Origin of the sequence: Micromonospora sp. A3M-1-15 (assembly GCF_024213425.1) — a bacterium.
GTDB lineage: Bacteria > Actinomycetota > Actinomycetes > Mycobacteriales > Micromonosporaceae > Micromonospora > Micromonospora chersina.
In genome coordinates, this window is sequence record NZ_JANAVK010000003.1 from 902,952 (window position 1) to 915,096 (window position 12,145).

The 12,145-nt window shown below is 70.5% G+C and carries 13 protein-coding genes; 9 read left to right on the top strand and 4 right to left on the bottom strand.

The window, feature by feature from the left end:
* Position 1: 1 nt before the first annotated feature.
* Positions 2-823 carry an ABC transporter ATP-binding protein gene (locus NLX85_RS19390; RefSeq protein ID WP_091308372.1) on the top strand — a complete coding sequence of 274 codons (822 nt, stop codon included), beginning with the start codon at positions 2-4 and terminating at the stop codon, positions 821-823.
* A gap of 19 nt (positions 824-842) precedes the next feature.
* Entirely contained in the window at positions 843-1,994 is a 1,152-nt protein-coding gene (locus tag NLX85_RS19395; protein WP_189194654.1) for a Gfo/Idh/MocA family protein, read from the top strand.
* A gap of 54 nt (positions 1,995-2,048) precedes the next feature.
* Here the strand turns inward: NLX85_RS19395 and NLX85_RS19400 are convergent, their stop codons facing one another.
* On the bottom strand, positions 2,049-3,257 hold the full coding sequence (locus tag NLX85_RS19400; RefSeq protein ID WP_256566979.1) for a transposase: 1,209 nt from the start codon (positions 3,255-3,257) through the stop codon (positions 2,049-2,051).
* 155 nt (positions 3,258-3,412) lie between these two features.
* Here NLX85_RS19400 and NLX85_RS19405 point away from each other — a divergent pair, with 155 nt between their 5' ends.
* Genes NLX85_RS19405 through NLX85_RS19415 form a run of 3 tightly spaced genes read left to right on the top strand, consistent with a single transcriptional unit; the run spans position 3,413 to position 6,599 of the window.
* The gene (locus NLX85_RS19405; protein WP_254337089.1) at positions 3,413-4,576 is read left to right on the top strand and encodes a dihydrodipicolinate synthase family protein; all 1,164 of its coding nucleotides are present in this window, start codon (positions 3,413-3,415) and stop codon (positions 4,574-4,576) included.
* 56 nt (positions 4,577-4,632) lie between these two features.
* Positions 4,633-5,475, top strand: a complete 843-nt coding sequence (locus NLX85_RS19410) for a sugar phosphate isomerase/epimerase (RefSeq protein WP_254337091.1) — start codon at positions 4,633-4,635, stop codon at positions 5,473-5,475.
* Positions 5,475-6,599 carry a glycerate kinase gene (locus NLX85_RS19415; RefSeq protein ID WP_254337092.1) on the top strand — a complete coding sequence of 375 codons (1,125 nt, stop codon included), beginning with the start codon at positions 5,475-5,477 and terminating at the stop codon, positions 6,597-6,599. Before NLX85_RS19410 ends, NLX85_RS19415 begins: the two co-directional genes overlap by 1 nt.
* Before the next feature lie 29 nt (positions 6,600-6,628).
* Here the strand turns inward: NLX85_RS19415 and NLX85_RS19420 are convergent, their stop codons facing one another.
* From NLX85_RS19420 to NLX85_RS19430, 3 genes are all read right to left on the bottom strand, one after another.
* A complete protein-coding gene (locus tag NLX85_RS19420; protein WP_254337094.1) occupies positions 6,629-7,417 on the bottom strand; it encodes a hypothetical protein in 789 nt (262 codons plus the stop codon).
* A 14-nt stretch (positions 7,418-7,431) separates the two neighbouring features.
* On the bottom strand, positions 7,432-8,391 hold the full coding sequence (locus NLX85_RS19425) for a WD40 repeat domain-containing protein (protein ID WP_254337096.1): 960 nt from the start codon (positions 8,389-8,391) through the stop codon (positions 7,432-7,434).
* Positions 8,392-8,507: 116 nt separating this feature from the next.
* Positions 8,508-9,059 (bottom strand): YciI family protein, encoded by a 552-nt coding sequence (locus tag NLX85_RS19430; RefSeq protein WP_254337098.1) that lies wholly within the window; start codon positions 9,057-9,059, stop codon positions 8,508-8,510.
* Between the two features lie 805 nt (positions 9,060-9,864).
* Between NLX85_RS19430 and NLX85_RS19435 the strand changes: the two genes are divergently transcribed.
* The 4 genes from NLX85_RS19435 (at position 9,865) to NLX85_RS19450 (ending at position 12,118) form a co-directional block, all read left to right on the top strand.
* Positions 9,865-10,089, top strand: a complete 225-nt coding sequence (locus NLX85_RS19435) for a hypothetical protein (RefSeq protein WP_254337099.1) — start codon at positions 9,865-9,867, stop codon at positions 10,087-10,089.
* Positions 10,090-10,303: 214 nt separating this feature from the next.
* Entirely contained in the window at positions 10,304-10,507 is a 204-nt protein-coding gene (locus NLX85_RS19440) for a cold-shock protein (protein ID WP_212836447.1), read from the top strand.
* Positions 10,508-10,655: 148 nt separating this feature from the next.
* Complete coding sequence (locus tag NLX85_RS19445) at positions 10,656-10,958, top strand: hypothetical protein (RefSeq protein ID WP_254337100.1); 303 nt, start codon at positions 10,656-10,658, stop codon at positions 10,956-10,958.
* 221 nt (positions 10,959-11,179) lie between these two features.
* Positions 11,180-12,118, top strand: a complete 939-nt coding sequence (locus NLX85_RS19450) for a cyclase family protein (protein WP_254337102.1) — start codon at positions 11,180-11,182, stop codon at positions 12,116-12,118.
* Positions 12,119-12,145 lie beyond the last annotated feature (27 nt).

Consider the following 12,145-nt stretch of genomic DNA (forward strand, 5'->3'; position numbering starts at 1 on the left):
GATGACGGTCGGCAACACCACCACGCAGCGCTCCGCGGACGCCACGGCGACCGGCGCCGCGGTCGACATCGAGCAGGTCGCGGTCCGGTTCCGCACCAAGAAGAAGGACGTCACCGCGCTGCGCGACGTCTCGGTGCGGATCGAGCCGGGCGAGTTCGTCGCCATCGTGGGCGCCTCCGGCTGCGGCAAATCCACGCTGCTCAAGCTGGTGTCCGGCCTGCTGCGGCCGTCGTCGGGCCAGGTCCGCCTGCACGGCGAGGACGTGCGCGGGCCGCGGCGCGACATCGGGTACGTCTTCCAGCGCGCCGCCCTGCTGGAGTGGCGCACGGCCCGGCGCAACATCCTGCTCCAGGCCGAGATGCGGGGCATGCCGAAGGCGCAGGCACGGCAGCGCGTCGACGAGCTGATCGCCATGACCGGGCTGACCGGCTTCGAGGACGCGTACCCGAACGAGCTGTCCGGTGGCATGCAGCAGCGCGTGGCCCTGTGCCGCGCGCTGCTGCACCGCCCCCCGGTGCTGCTCATGGACGAGCCGTTCGGGGCGCTCGACGCCCTCACCCGGGAGCAGATGAACGTCGAGCTGCGGCGGATCTGGCGGGAGACCGGCACCACCGTCCTGCTGGTCACCCACTCCATCGCGGAGGCGGTCTACCTGGCCAACCGGGTGATCGTCATGACCCCTCGACCCGGCACCGTCGCCGAGGTCATCGATGTCGACCTTCCCGTCGAGCGGGACTACGGCCCGACCATGTCGGCGCCGGAGTTCGCCCGTGCCACGGGACGCATCCGGGACCTGCTGGGTGCGACGACGACCGCCGAATAACCACTGGAAGGACACACACGTGGAGCGCACGTCTATCGGGATCATCCTCAACGGGGTGACCGGACGGATGGGGTACCGGCAGCACCTGGTCCGGTCCCTGCTCGCCATCCGGGAGCAGGGCGGCCTGCCCGCCCGCGACGGCAGCCGGATCTGGCCGGAGCTGACCCTGGTCGGCCGCAACGAGGCCAAGCTCGCCGAGATCGCCGCCCGGCACGGGCTGACGTCGTACACCACCGACCTGGACGCCGCGCTCGCCGACGACTCCCACCAGATCTACTTCGACGCGCAGGTCACCGCGCAGCGGGAGAAGGCCATCCGGGCGGCCATCGAGGCCGGCAAGCACATCTACACCGAGAAGCCGCTCGCCGAGGGGCTGACCGGCTCGCTGGAGCTGGCCCGGCTCGCCGCCGCCAAGGGCGTCAAGAACGGCGTCGTGCAGGACAAGCTGTTCCTGCCCGGCCTGCGCAAGCTCAAGCGGCTGGTCGACAGCGGCTTCTTCGGCCGGATCCTGTCGGTGCGCGGCGAGTTCGGCTACTGGGTGTTCGAGGGTGACTGGCAGGACGCCCAGCGACCGAGCTGGAACTACCGCGCCGAGGACGGCGGCGGCATCACCGTGGACATGTTCCCGCACTGGCACTACGTGCTGGAGCAGATCTTCGCCCCGGTGACCGCGGTGACCGCGCACATCGCCACGCACATCCCCGAGCGGGTGGACGAGACCGGCCAGACCTACCGGGCCACCGCCGACGACGCCGCGTACGGGATCTTCGAGCTGGCCGGCGGCATCACCGCGCAGATCAACTCCTCCTGGGCCGTCCGGGTGTACCGGGACGAGCTGGTCGAGTTCCAGGTCGACGGCACGCACGGCAGCGCCGTGGCCGGGCTGCGCGAGTGCCGCATCCAGCACCGCGGCGCCACCCCCATGCCCGTGTGGAACCCGGACCTGCCGGTCACCGAGAACTTCCGCGCCCAGTGGCAGACCGTCCCCGACAACGAGGACTTCGACAACGGGTTCAAGGTCCAGTGGGAGGCGTTCCTGCGGCACGTCGTCGACGGCGAGCCCTTCCCGTGGGACTTCCTGGCCGGCGTCCGCGGCGTCCAGCTCGCCGAGGCGGGGCTCCGCTCGGCCAGGGAGGGACGGCGGATCGAGATCGAGGAGATCCGGCTTTGACTTCGTCCCCCTCCTAAAGGAGGGGGATCCCACCGACCATACGGCCGATCCGGCTTACGCCGGGCGCCTCACGGCGGGGGGTTCCTGTTTCACGGCCGACTGCGGAAGGGAGGGCCCTTGCCGTCTCACGTCAGCTCCACAGACATCACCGAGGTTGCCCTCGGCTACGGCTCGACCAGCCGCAAGGATGTTCTTCGCCGCGTTCACGTCCCGATCATGGCGGGTGCGGCAGGTGGGGCACGTCCAGTGCCGGGTGGAAAGACTCAGAACGGCGAGCAGATGCCCGCACGCCGAGCAGGTTTTGGAGCTGGGGTACCAGCGGTCGATCACCACGAGGGTGCGGCCAGCACGCTCGGCCTTGTACTCCAACTGGCGGCGGAACTCGCCCCAGCCGCAGTCGGAGATCGCTTTCGCGAGGCTGCGGTTGCGGAGCATGTTCTTGACCGCGAGGTCTTCGATCACGATCGTGTCGGCGGCCCTGACCAGGTTGGTGCTGATGCGGTGCAGGAAGTCCACGCGAGCGTTACGGACCTTGCGGTGCGCACGGGCGACCTTCGCCTTGGCCTTGCGCCGGTTCGCGCTGCCGCGCTGGCACCGGGCCATGCGCCGCTGGTAGCGAGCAAGGTTACGGGCCCGACGGTCGAGGTGCTGGGGGTTGGCGATCCGCTGCCCATCGCTGGTCACCGCGAAGTCCTTGACGCCAAGGTCGATGCCGATCTCGTGCCCGGTCCCCTCAAGCGGTTCGGGCGAGTCGGTGTCGACCGCGAACGTCACGTACCAGCGGCCATCCGGGTCGCGGGAGATCACGACCATGCTCGGGTTGAGGGTGGTGATGTCGACACCGCCGAACGACCACGCGAACGGCAGCGGCCCATTCGTCTTCGCCACGTGCAGCGTGCCGTCCTTCATCCGAAACGCCGAGCGGGTGTAATGCGCCGACTGGCGAGCCTTGCGGCTCTTGAAGCGCGGGTACCGGGCGCGACCGGCGAAGAAGTTCGCGAACGCGGTGTGCTGGTGCCGCAGGGTCTGTTGCAGCGGCACCGACGACACCTCGGACAGGAACGCCAGCTCCGCGGTCCGCTTCCAGCCGGTGAGGGCGGCGTCGGTCTGCCTGTACGGGGTCCGCTCGCCCCGCTGGTGGTAGGCGGCGTGGCGTTCGGCCAGAGTCCGGTTCCAGACAAGGCGTACACACCCGAACGTGCGGCTGAACACGGCCGCCTGCTCGGGTGTCGGGTAGGCCCGACACTTGTACGCCGTCCTCATAGGACTGAAGTTACACAGCCTGCCCGTCTATGTAAGAAGGCGGGTTGCGCGTCAGAGGACTTCGTTCTCGAACCGCCCCGGCTCCGCCGGGCCGCTCCTGACGGAGTCCGAATTCCTCCCCGGTCTGAAAGCCGGGGCATCCTTCGGAGGTATAGGTGACCGCCCGGATTACTCTGCCCCGCCCGGCCGGCGGCGCCGAGGAGCTGACACTGCACGAGCCGGCCGGCTGGCAGCGGCCGGCCACACCGCCGGCCAGCCGGATCGCGTACGCGGCGGCGCACGTGGTCGCCGATCCGCACGCCGACAACGCGCCCGGCCGGCCCGCCCGGCTGGACTGGGACGCCACGCTGAACGTGCGGCGCAACCTCTGGTCCTGGGGGCTCGGCGTGGCCGAGGCCATGGACACCGCCCAGCGCGGGATGGGGCTGGACTGGGCGGCCACCCGGGAGCTGATCCGGCGCAGTGCCGCCGAGGCCGCCGCCTGCGGCGGGCGCATCGTGGCCGGGGCGGCCACCGACCAGCTCACCGGCGTGCCGGACACCCTGGACGAGGTCGTCGGCGCGTACGTCGAGCAGGTCGCGTTCGTGCAGGAGTGCGGCGCGACCGCCGTGGTGATGGCCAGCCGGCAGCTCGCCGCCCGGGCCACCGGCCCGGACGACTACCTGCGCGTCTACGAGCAGGTCCTGCGGGAGACGTCCACGCCGGTGGTGCTGCACTGGCTCGGCGACATGTTCGACCCGGCCCTCGCGGGCTACTGGGGGTCGACCGACCTCGACGAGGCCACCAAGACGTTCGTCTCCCTGATCCAGACCCACGCCGACGTCGTCGACGGGGTGAAGGTGTCCCTGCTCGACGCCGAGCGGGAGGTGCGGCTGCGCGACCTGCTGCCGGCCACCGTCAAGGTCTACACCGGCGACGACTACCACTACCCGGAGCTGATCGCGGGCGACGGCCAGCGGTTCAGCCACGCGCTGCTCGGCGCGTTCGCGGCCGTGGCCCCGGCCGCGTCGGCGGCGCTGCAGCGTCTCGACGCCGGCGACACGGCGGGCTTCCGGGCGATCCTGGACCCCACCGTGCCGCTGTCCCGGCACGTCTTCGCCCCGCCGACGCAGTACTACAAGACCGGTATCGCCTTCCTGTCCTGGCTCAACGGCTACCAACCCGGCTTCACCATGGTGGGCGGGCTGCACAGCGGGCGCAGCGTGCCGCACCTCGTTCAGGTGTTCCGGCTGGCCGACGCGGCCGGGCTGCTGCTCGACCCGGACCTGGCCGTCGCCCGGATGCGGCGCTACCTGTCCGTCGCGGGGGTGACGGCGTGAGCGCGAGGAGTGAGCCGGTCCTGCGAGCCCCGCAGTCGCGAACGAAGGAAGGCACGGTGAGCGCCGCGGTCGATCCTCGTCTGGCGAAGCTGTCGCTCAACCAGCGCACCACCGAGTCCTGGTCGGTGCGGGAGGCCGTGGAGGGCTGCGTCCGCGCCGGCATCCCGGCCATCGGGCTGTGGCGCGAGCCGGTTGCCGAGATCGGGGTGGCCGCCGCCGCGAAGCTCGTCGCCGACGCGGGACTGCGGGTGTCGTCGCTGTGCCGGGGCGGGTTCCTCACCGCCGGCGGCGAGGCCGGCCGGGCCGCGCTGGAGGACAACCGGCGCGCCATCGACGAGGCCGCCGGCCTGGGCACGGACTGCCTCGTCATGGTCGTGGGCGGCCTGCCGCCCGGTTCCCGTGACCTGATCGGCGCCCGGCAGCGGGTGGCCGACGCCCTCGCCGAGCTGGCCCCGTACGCGGGTGAGCGGGGCGTGCGCCTGGCCCTGGAACCGCTGCACCCCATGTACTGCGCGGACCGGGCCGTGCTGTCCACCCTGGGGCAGGCGATCGACCTGGCCGAGCCGTTCCCGGTCGCGCAGGTGGGGGTCGTCGTCGACACCTTCCACATCTGGTGGGACCCGGACGTGTGGCGGCAGATCGCCCGCGCCGGTGACCGGATCGCGAGCTTCCAGGTCTGCGACTTCCTCACCCCGCTCCCGGCCGACGTGCTCCTCGGCCGGGGCATGATGGGCGACGGGCACATCGACTTCCCGCCGTTCCGGCGGGCGGTCGAGGAGGCCGGCTACACCGGCGACACCGAGGTGGAGATCTTCAACGCCGAGGTGTGGGCGACCGACCCCGACGAGGTCCTCGCGACCATGAAGGACCGCTACCTCCAGCTCGTGCTCGCCGACTGATGCGGGTCGTCGTCGCGCCCGACTCGTTCAAGGGCTCGGTCACCGCCGGCGACGCGGCCCGGGCCCTGGCCCGCGGCTGGCTGGCCCACCGGCCCGGCGACGACGTACGGCTGCTGCCCCTCGCGGACGGCGGTGAAGGCACGGTCGACGCCTTCGCCGCGGCGCTGCCCGATGCCGAACGCCAGACCGTGACCGTGCCGGGTCCGGACGGCCGGCCGGTGTCCGCGGCCTGGCTGCTGCTGCCCGACGGCGCGGCCGTGCTGGAGCTGGCCCAGTCCAGTGGCCTGCCGCTGATGCGCCGGCCGGACCCGCTCGGCGCGCACACGTACGGGCTCGGCGTGGTGGCGCGCGCCGCCCTGGCCGCCGGGGCCACCCGTCTCGTGATCGGCCTCGGCGGCTCGGCCTCCACCGACGGCGGCGCCGGCGCGCTGCACGCCCTCGGTCTGCGGCTGCACGACGAGGGCGGCCGAGACCTGCCGCTGGGCGGCGCGGCGCTGGCCGACCTGGCCCACCTCGACGCCACCGACCTGGTGCCCGCGCCGCCCGGTGGCGTGCAACTGCTGGTCGACGTGACCGCGCCGCTGACCGGCCCGGCCGGCGCCGCGGCCGTCTTCGGGCCGCAGAAGGGCGCGCAGCCGGCGGACGTGAGGCTGCTGGACGCCGCGCTGCGCCGGTTCGCCGGACTGGCCGGCGGCGACCCCGACGAGCCGGGGGCCGGCGCGGCCGGCGGCACCGCGTACGGTCTGGCGGCGGTGTGGGGGGCCCGGATCGTGCCGGGCGCGACGACGATCGCGGAGCTGGTCGGGCTGGCGGACGCGCTCGTGGGCGCGGACGTGGTGCTCACCGGCGAGGGACGGTTCGACGAGACCTCGCTGACCGGCAAGGTGGCCGGTTCCCTGCTGGACTCGGCCGCGTCCGCCGGCGTACCCGTCGGGGTGGCCGCCGGGCAGGTTGCCGGACCGGTTCCCGCGTCGGTGGCGGCGGCGGTGTCCCTGGTGGAGCTGGCCGGCTCGATCGACGCGGCGCTGAACGGGCCGACGACGTGGCTGGCCGAGGCGGGCGCGGCGCTGTCCCGGCTGCTGACCCAACGACCGGACGGTGCTCCTCGCCGCGTCCGCCCGTAGCGGTGCTCGCCTGCTTCCGGGCGGAGCCGTCAGGAGTAGCGGAAGTCAGCCGGTGACACTGCCGTGGCTCCGCACGTCGGTGGAGTTCCGGTGCATTCCACCCAGTGGTCCGTCCCGGCCATGACCCGGTATCCGTGCGGACTGACGAAGCCTGTCGTCCGGAAGGGTTGGCCATGGTTGGTCACTTCGACGTTCTGCGACTCGCCGCCCACGACGAGGTCGAGATCGATGACCCACTCCACCGTGCGCTTGGTGGTGGCGGTCAGCTCGAAGACCTCGGTCTCTCCCTTCTCGAGGGTGAACCCGAAGAGCGGGAGTCGGCCGTCGACCTTGGTGGCGTACTCGGCCGACGGAGCCGCCTCGTCCAGGTTCATGGCGACCTGCCGCGGCGTGACGGTGCCCTGCCCGCCGCCGCAGGTCAGGGAGGTGCCGCCAGGGTCAGGGTGCTCTGAACGCCTGATGATGCGTGCGCGCATTCCCTGGATGAGCACACCCTTGTCGGACAGACCCTGCGTCACCAGCCGCACCCTAGTGGTCTCGTGATCGACCCCGCCGTTGCGGTGCGCCCAGTCCACGATCGAGGGGCAGTCGAGCGGAGGACGTGTGGCGGGACGTGCGGTCGTGGGCATGACGAACGAGAACACGTCGTTTCCCCAGGCCGGCACGGTGGCGGGGTTGCTCACCACGTTGATCGCGATGGGCCGCTCGTCCTGCGGGTCGAGCATCTTCGGCACATAGATGCTCGCCGCAGTGCCGATGACAGCCAGGACGGTGCCGCCGACCACGAACCACCAGCCCTTGCTGATGGACTGCAGCACCCGCCGAAGCGGGCTCAGTTCTTGCCGCGTGGCAGGATCCGCACGCGGACGCCGTCGGGTATCGACCAGACCTGCCCGCCCTCGCCGTCGTCGAGCAGCAGCCATTTCCCGTCCTCCGTGAAGTGCGGCTCCACACCGAAGTACCGCAGTGGATAGTCCCCGTTGAGCGGCGGCAGGTCGGGCAGCGTCCAGACCCGCTGCTCGCGTCGGCCGGCCACGTCCCACAGCGACAGTTTGTTGTCCGGAATCACCAGGGCCACCAGGCTGCCGGCGCGGTTCACCGCGCCGGTGTCCGCTCCGCAGCCGCACGGCACCCAGGAGAGCTTCTGGCTGTCCACCGCCCAGTGCAGGAATCCGTCGCTGCCGGCGGCCACGACCTGCTTTCCGTGATCGAAAACGGCGAGCGATCCCGAGTACCAGTACTTGCCCGGATCGTTGGACACCTCTATCTGCGGCGGCACCGGCGAGGTGATCCATTTCCCCGTCGCCACGTCGATCACCACGAGGCGCCCGTTGCGGACCTTCTGATAGTCCTCCCGGCCGACCAGGTAGGCGCTGTCGGTTGAGAAGCGAATGCTCTCCACGGACGGACTGAACAAAGCCTTCGGTTGCTTCGTCCTCAAGTCGTAGAGGATCACCGTGTCGGGATGCGCTACGGCGAGATAATGCCCGTCCGGTGAGAAGTCCGCGCCGAGGATGCGCTCCGCAGCGGTGCCGAAACGGCCGAACTCTTCGCCGTCCCGGGTGACCACCACCCACTCGTTGACATGCTTGGCTTCGAATCGCCCATCCTGGCTGAGATAATGATCGAGCTGGCGCCAGGACAGGTCGAAGGTCTCGGCCGGCAACGTGATCGACGTCGGTGACGCCTGGGTGGTGACGATCGGGTCGGACCCGTCGGAGGCCGTCTGCTGGGGAGTCGACTGGCAAGCCGCCAGACAGGCCACCATTGCGACGCCCGCGACCAATCGCACCGACGCCCTCCCCCGAAATCGCCGCACATCCTCGCAATACTTTATAGAACCTCGTCAAGGTTTCAGACGGGAGGACTGCCGCGCGCCATGGGCACGGTGCCGTTGCGCCATCGCCCTCAGGACGGCCGCCCGCCGAACGCCCAGTCGTGCACCTCGATCTCGGCGTACCGGTCCGGGATCAGGACGGCGCGTGCCTCGTCCGGGTCCGCAGCCCGCACCAGCGCCGCGGTGCCCAACCACGTGGCGCCGTCGTCGGAGAGCAGCGGCCCGTACGCGATCAGGTCGGGCCGGCCGGGCGGCACGTCGAGGTCGGCGGCCTGGCCCGCGCCGAGGCCGAGCACCAGGTAGCGGTTGCCGCCGGTCCGGCCCCCGGGGAAGTCCCACATGGTGCGCCCCAGCGTGTTGCGCCACCGACGCAGGAGCACGTCCCGGTACGCGCCGGCCTGGTAGTTGGGCTCGTCGAAGGCGAACGCCCGGGCGGCGGCGGGGTCGGGCAGGTCGAGGATGTGCACGCTGCCGGTGGGGGTCCTGCCGTCGGCGGCGAAGGTCGGGCCGCGGGCGATCATCTCGGCTGCGTACCGGTCCATGTATGACCAGTGCGCCTCCAGCAACTCCCTGCGCAGTGCCAGGGAGCCGCGCCGGTCGCGGTGGTAACAGAAGAACCCCATGCACCACATCCTGGACGAGGGCGGGCTTCCGCGGGCGCCGGCTTCCGTGGAGTGCGGTGAACGGGGGCGGCGGCATGCTCCGCGCCGCCCCCACATTGTCCGGCTACGTCAATCCAGGGAGCTACGGTGACGCAGGGGCGCGAGCTGCACCGTCCAGGTCCGGGCTGTCCCGACGACCGCAATTGCCCGGCAGAGGAGGTCGCAGCCCAGCTGGGGACTTCCTTCGGCGAAGCCGCGGTTGATGAAGTTGATCGCTCTCGGGTGGTCACCCGCTTCAAGAGCCCTCTCCAGCCCAGCGGCCAGGACCGCGGCGAGCGCGGCGTGAAAACTGTCCGCCCCTTTTTCGCGGAGGGTCTTGGTGGGCTCGCGCAATGGTGACGGAGGGACCGTGGGCGGGGCTAACACGAAAGTCATGTCCTTCTCCTGTGGTGTCAGTGCTGCTCGGTCAGGCCAGCCAGATTGGCGCTCACCTGCCGCAGCCGCGCCGCAACGGCCTCGTCTTTAGCGCGCCGGGCGAGATCGGCTGATGTTGCCGCAAGGTAGCGTCCGACGACCCGGGCCTGATCGCTGACGGGACGCCAACGCGTGGTTGTGGCGTGGCGATCGGATGGTCTGCCGACGCGCGGCCCTCAACCTCGACGTTGTCCTGGGGACACTGCCGAGACCTGGGCAGCACGCGCGGTAGGCGCTGGCCCGCCAAACGATGTTGACGAACTGATCCACCGCCCACTCTACGCGCACGACACGCAGCGGTGCCGCTGCCAGCTCAGGGAGCTGACTCCAGCGATGAACTAGCTTCTACGACATGGCAGCTACGGTGCTACGCGTCCGGCTCATCGGCGGCGACCGCATGGACCTCACGTACGACGAACCGGGCGTCTCCGACGAGGACGAGCTTGTGGAACACGTGATCTCGACACTGGCGCAGGATTCGGGGGTGCTGCGGACCAAACACGGTGATCGGCTCGTCGTGCTCTACGGCCGAGGCGTCGCGGCGATCGAAGTTGCGCCTCGCGGTGCCGTGCTGTGACGGGCCGCGCGCATGGGTGACGTCGATCGACGGATTCTGTGTTACGGTTGCCCGGTTGCAGTTTTGATTTCCGTAGACGTTTCGGCGCCTGATGGGTCAACCAAAACCCATCCAGGCGCTTTTTTCGTTTCATGTCGTTTCCGGCGCGGCTGATCAACGCGGCAGCGCGCGAGTCCGCACAATGCGGTCTTCCACAGCCTGCAAGGGAGCAGACATGGCTACCGGTACCGTGAAGTGGTTCAACGGCGACAAGGGCTTCGGCTTCATCAGCCAGGACGGCGGCGGCGCCGACGTCTTCGCCCATTTCTCGGCGATCTCCGCGAGCGGCTTCCGCAGCCTCGAGGAGAACCAGCGGGTGGAGTTCGACATCACCCAGGGCCCGAAGGGCCCGCAGGCGTCGGATATCCGCCCGCTCTGATCCATATTTTGCCGAACGGCGGCCTGACTGGTTCAGCAGGCCGTCGTTCGGCATTTCATCCATCGTCATTGTTCAGGTTCGTTTTGCGATGTCCCGTGGCCTACGGCCCGTGCCTTCTCTGCGACGCGCCGTTCGAGGAAGGCACAGCATGACCGTGATCACCACGTCACCGCGCACACCAGACGCCCACCCGGCGACGGTCCCCGGCGGGTTCAGCCCCGACCGGCACCCGGTTGCCGGCGCTCCGAGCTTCCGCGGCCCGACCCCTGCTCCGGCCTGCGGTTCCATGGCACAGTTTCTTTCGCCGTCCACCGCGGAGGAAGAGAAGCCCGAGCCTCGTGCATCCGACTGCGGCGAGGTGGCGATGCATCGATTGCGCCACCCGTTCACCGTCGCAGCCAGCACGACGCCACACCGGACGACGGCAAGTACGGCCGCCCAGGCAATGTGAGCTCATACAACGACTTGCCGGCGATACCCGCAGTTGTTCCCACCTCTCATCACTGGTCGCGGCCCTACCCGACCTTCTGACCCGGCCGACTGCTGGCTCGCTGATGTAGTGTCCTGCCAGTTCAGCGGCCCTTGGCAGGTCAGAGAGCGCGTGACACCTCACCCGCGGCGCCTCGAACTGCGTGACGGGAGGAGTCGATGGGGATGGCGGCAGAGCGACCGATGCCCACACAGGACGACGTGCTCGGGTACTTCCGCACGCTGTCGAACTGGGGACGGTGGGGCGACGACGACGAGCTCGGGACTCTGAACCACATCACCGACGACGTCCGGCTGGCGGCGGCGCGGGCAGTGCGCCACGGCAGGAGCGTGTCGTGCGCGTGGGAGGTTGCCGTACCGGCGGACATGGAGCGGTCGACGACGACGTGCCCGTGCGCCGCCGACATGCCGGGTGCCGAGAACATGCCGGTGTCCGCCTTCCACGCCGACCGGCGCTGGGGCTTCTCGTCCGAGCGGCTCGGCATCACGTTCCACGGCAACACCATCACCCACATCGACTCGCCGTGCCACATCTACTGGGACGGCACGATGTACAACGGGCGGTCGCACTCGTCGGTCGACGCCGCAACGGGATCGGCCTGGGCCGCCGTCACGGCGGCGGCGAACGGGATCGTCACGCGAGGTGTTCTGCTGGACATCGCGAGGGTCCGCGACGTGCCGTGGTTGGAACCGGGGCAGGGTGTGTTTCCCGACGATCTCGAGGAGGCCGAGCGTCGCCAGGGTGTGCGGGTGCGACCTGGCGATGCGGTACTCCTGCGCACCGGCTACGGCCGCTTCCGGCACGAGACCGGTGAGGCCAGCGGTTTCACGCAGGCCGGCTGGCACGCGGCCTGCCTGCCGTGGCTGCATGAACGGGAGGTCGCGCTGATCGGCGCCGACACGCCGCAGGACGTTCAGCCGTCGGGGTACGACAACGTGTTGATGCCGGTCCACGCCGTGAGCCTCGTCGCGATGGGTCTGTGGATGCTCGACAACTGCGACCTGGAGGTGTGCGCGACGGCCGCTGCCGAGCTCGGCCAGTGGGACTTCCACCTCACCGTCGCGCCGGTCCGCTTCGCCGGTACCTCCGGCAGCCCGGTCAACCCGATCGCCACATTCTGACCGCGGCGGAGGGCTCCGGCCCGCCAC

What these genes read in the sequence shown, in the direction of transcription:
- NLX85_RS19390 (WP_091308372.1), top strand. Translation starts at nt 2, where the DNA reads ATGACGGTCGGCAACACCACCACGCAGCGCTCCGCGGACGCCACGGCG.
- NLX85_RS19400 (WP_256566979.1), bottom strand. Translation starts at nt 3,257, where the DNA reads ATGAGGACGGCGTACAAGTGTCGGGCCTACCCGACACCCGAGCAGGCG.
- NLX85_RS19415 (WP_254337092.1), top strand. Translation starts at nt 5,475, where the DNA reads ATGCGGGTCGTCGTCGCGCCCGACTCGTTCAAGGGCTCGGTCACCGCC.
- NLX85_RS19430 (WP_254337098.1), bottom strand. Translation starts at nt 9,059, where the DNA reads ATGGGGTTCTTCTGTTACCACCGCGACCGGCGCGGCTCCCTGGCACTG.
- NLX85_RS19435 (WP_254337099.1), top strand. Translation starts at nt 9,865, where the DNA reads ATGGCAGCTACGGTGCTACGCGTCCGGCTCATCGGCGGCGACCGCATG.
- NLX85_RS19440 (WP_212836447.1), top strand. Translation starts at nt 10,304, where the DNA reads ATGGCTACCGGTACCGTGAAGTGGTTCAACGGCGACAAGGGCTTCGGC.
- NLX85_RS19445 (WP_254337100.1), top strand. Translation starts at nt 10,656, where the DNA reads ATGACCGTGATCACCACGTCACCGCGCACACCAGACGCCCACCCGGCG.
- NLX85_RS19450 (WP_254337102.1), top strand. Translation starts at nt 11,180, where the DNA reads ATGCCCACACAGGACGACGTGCTCGGGTACTTCCGCACGCTGTCGAAC.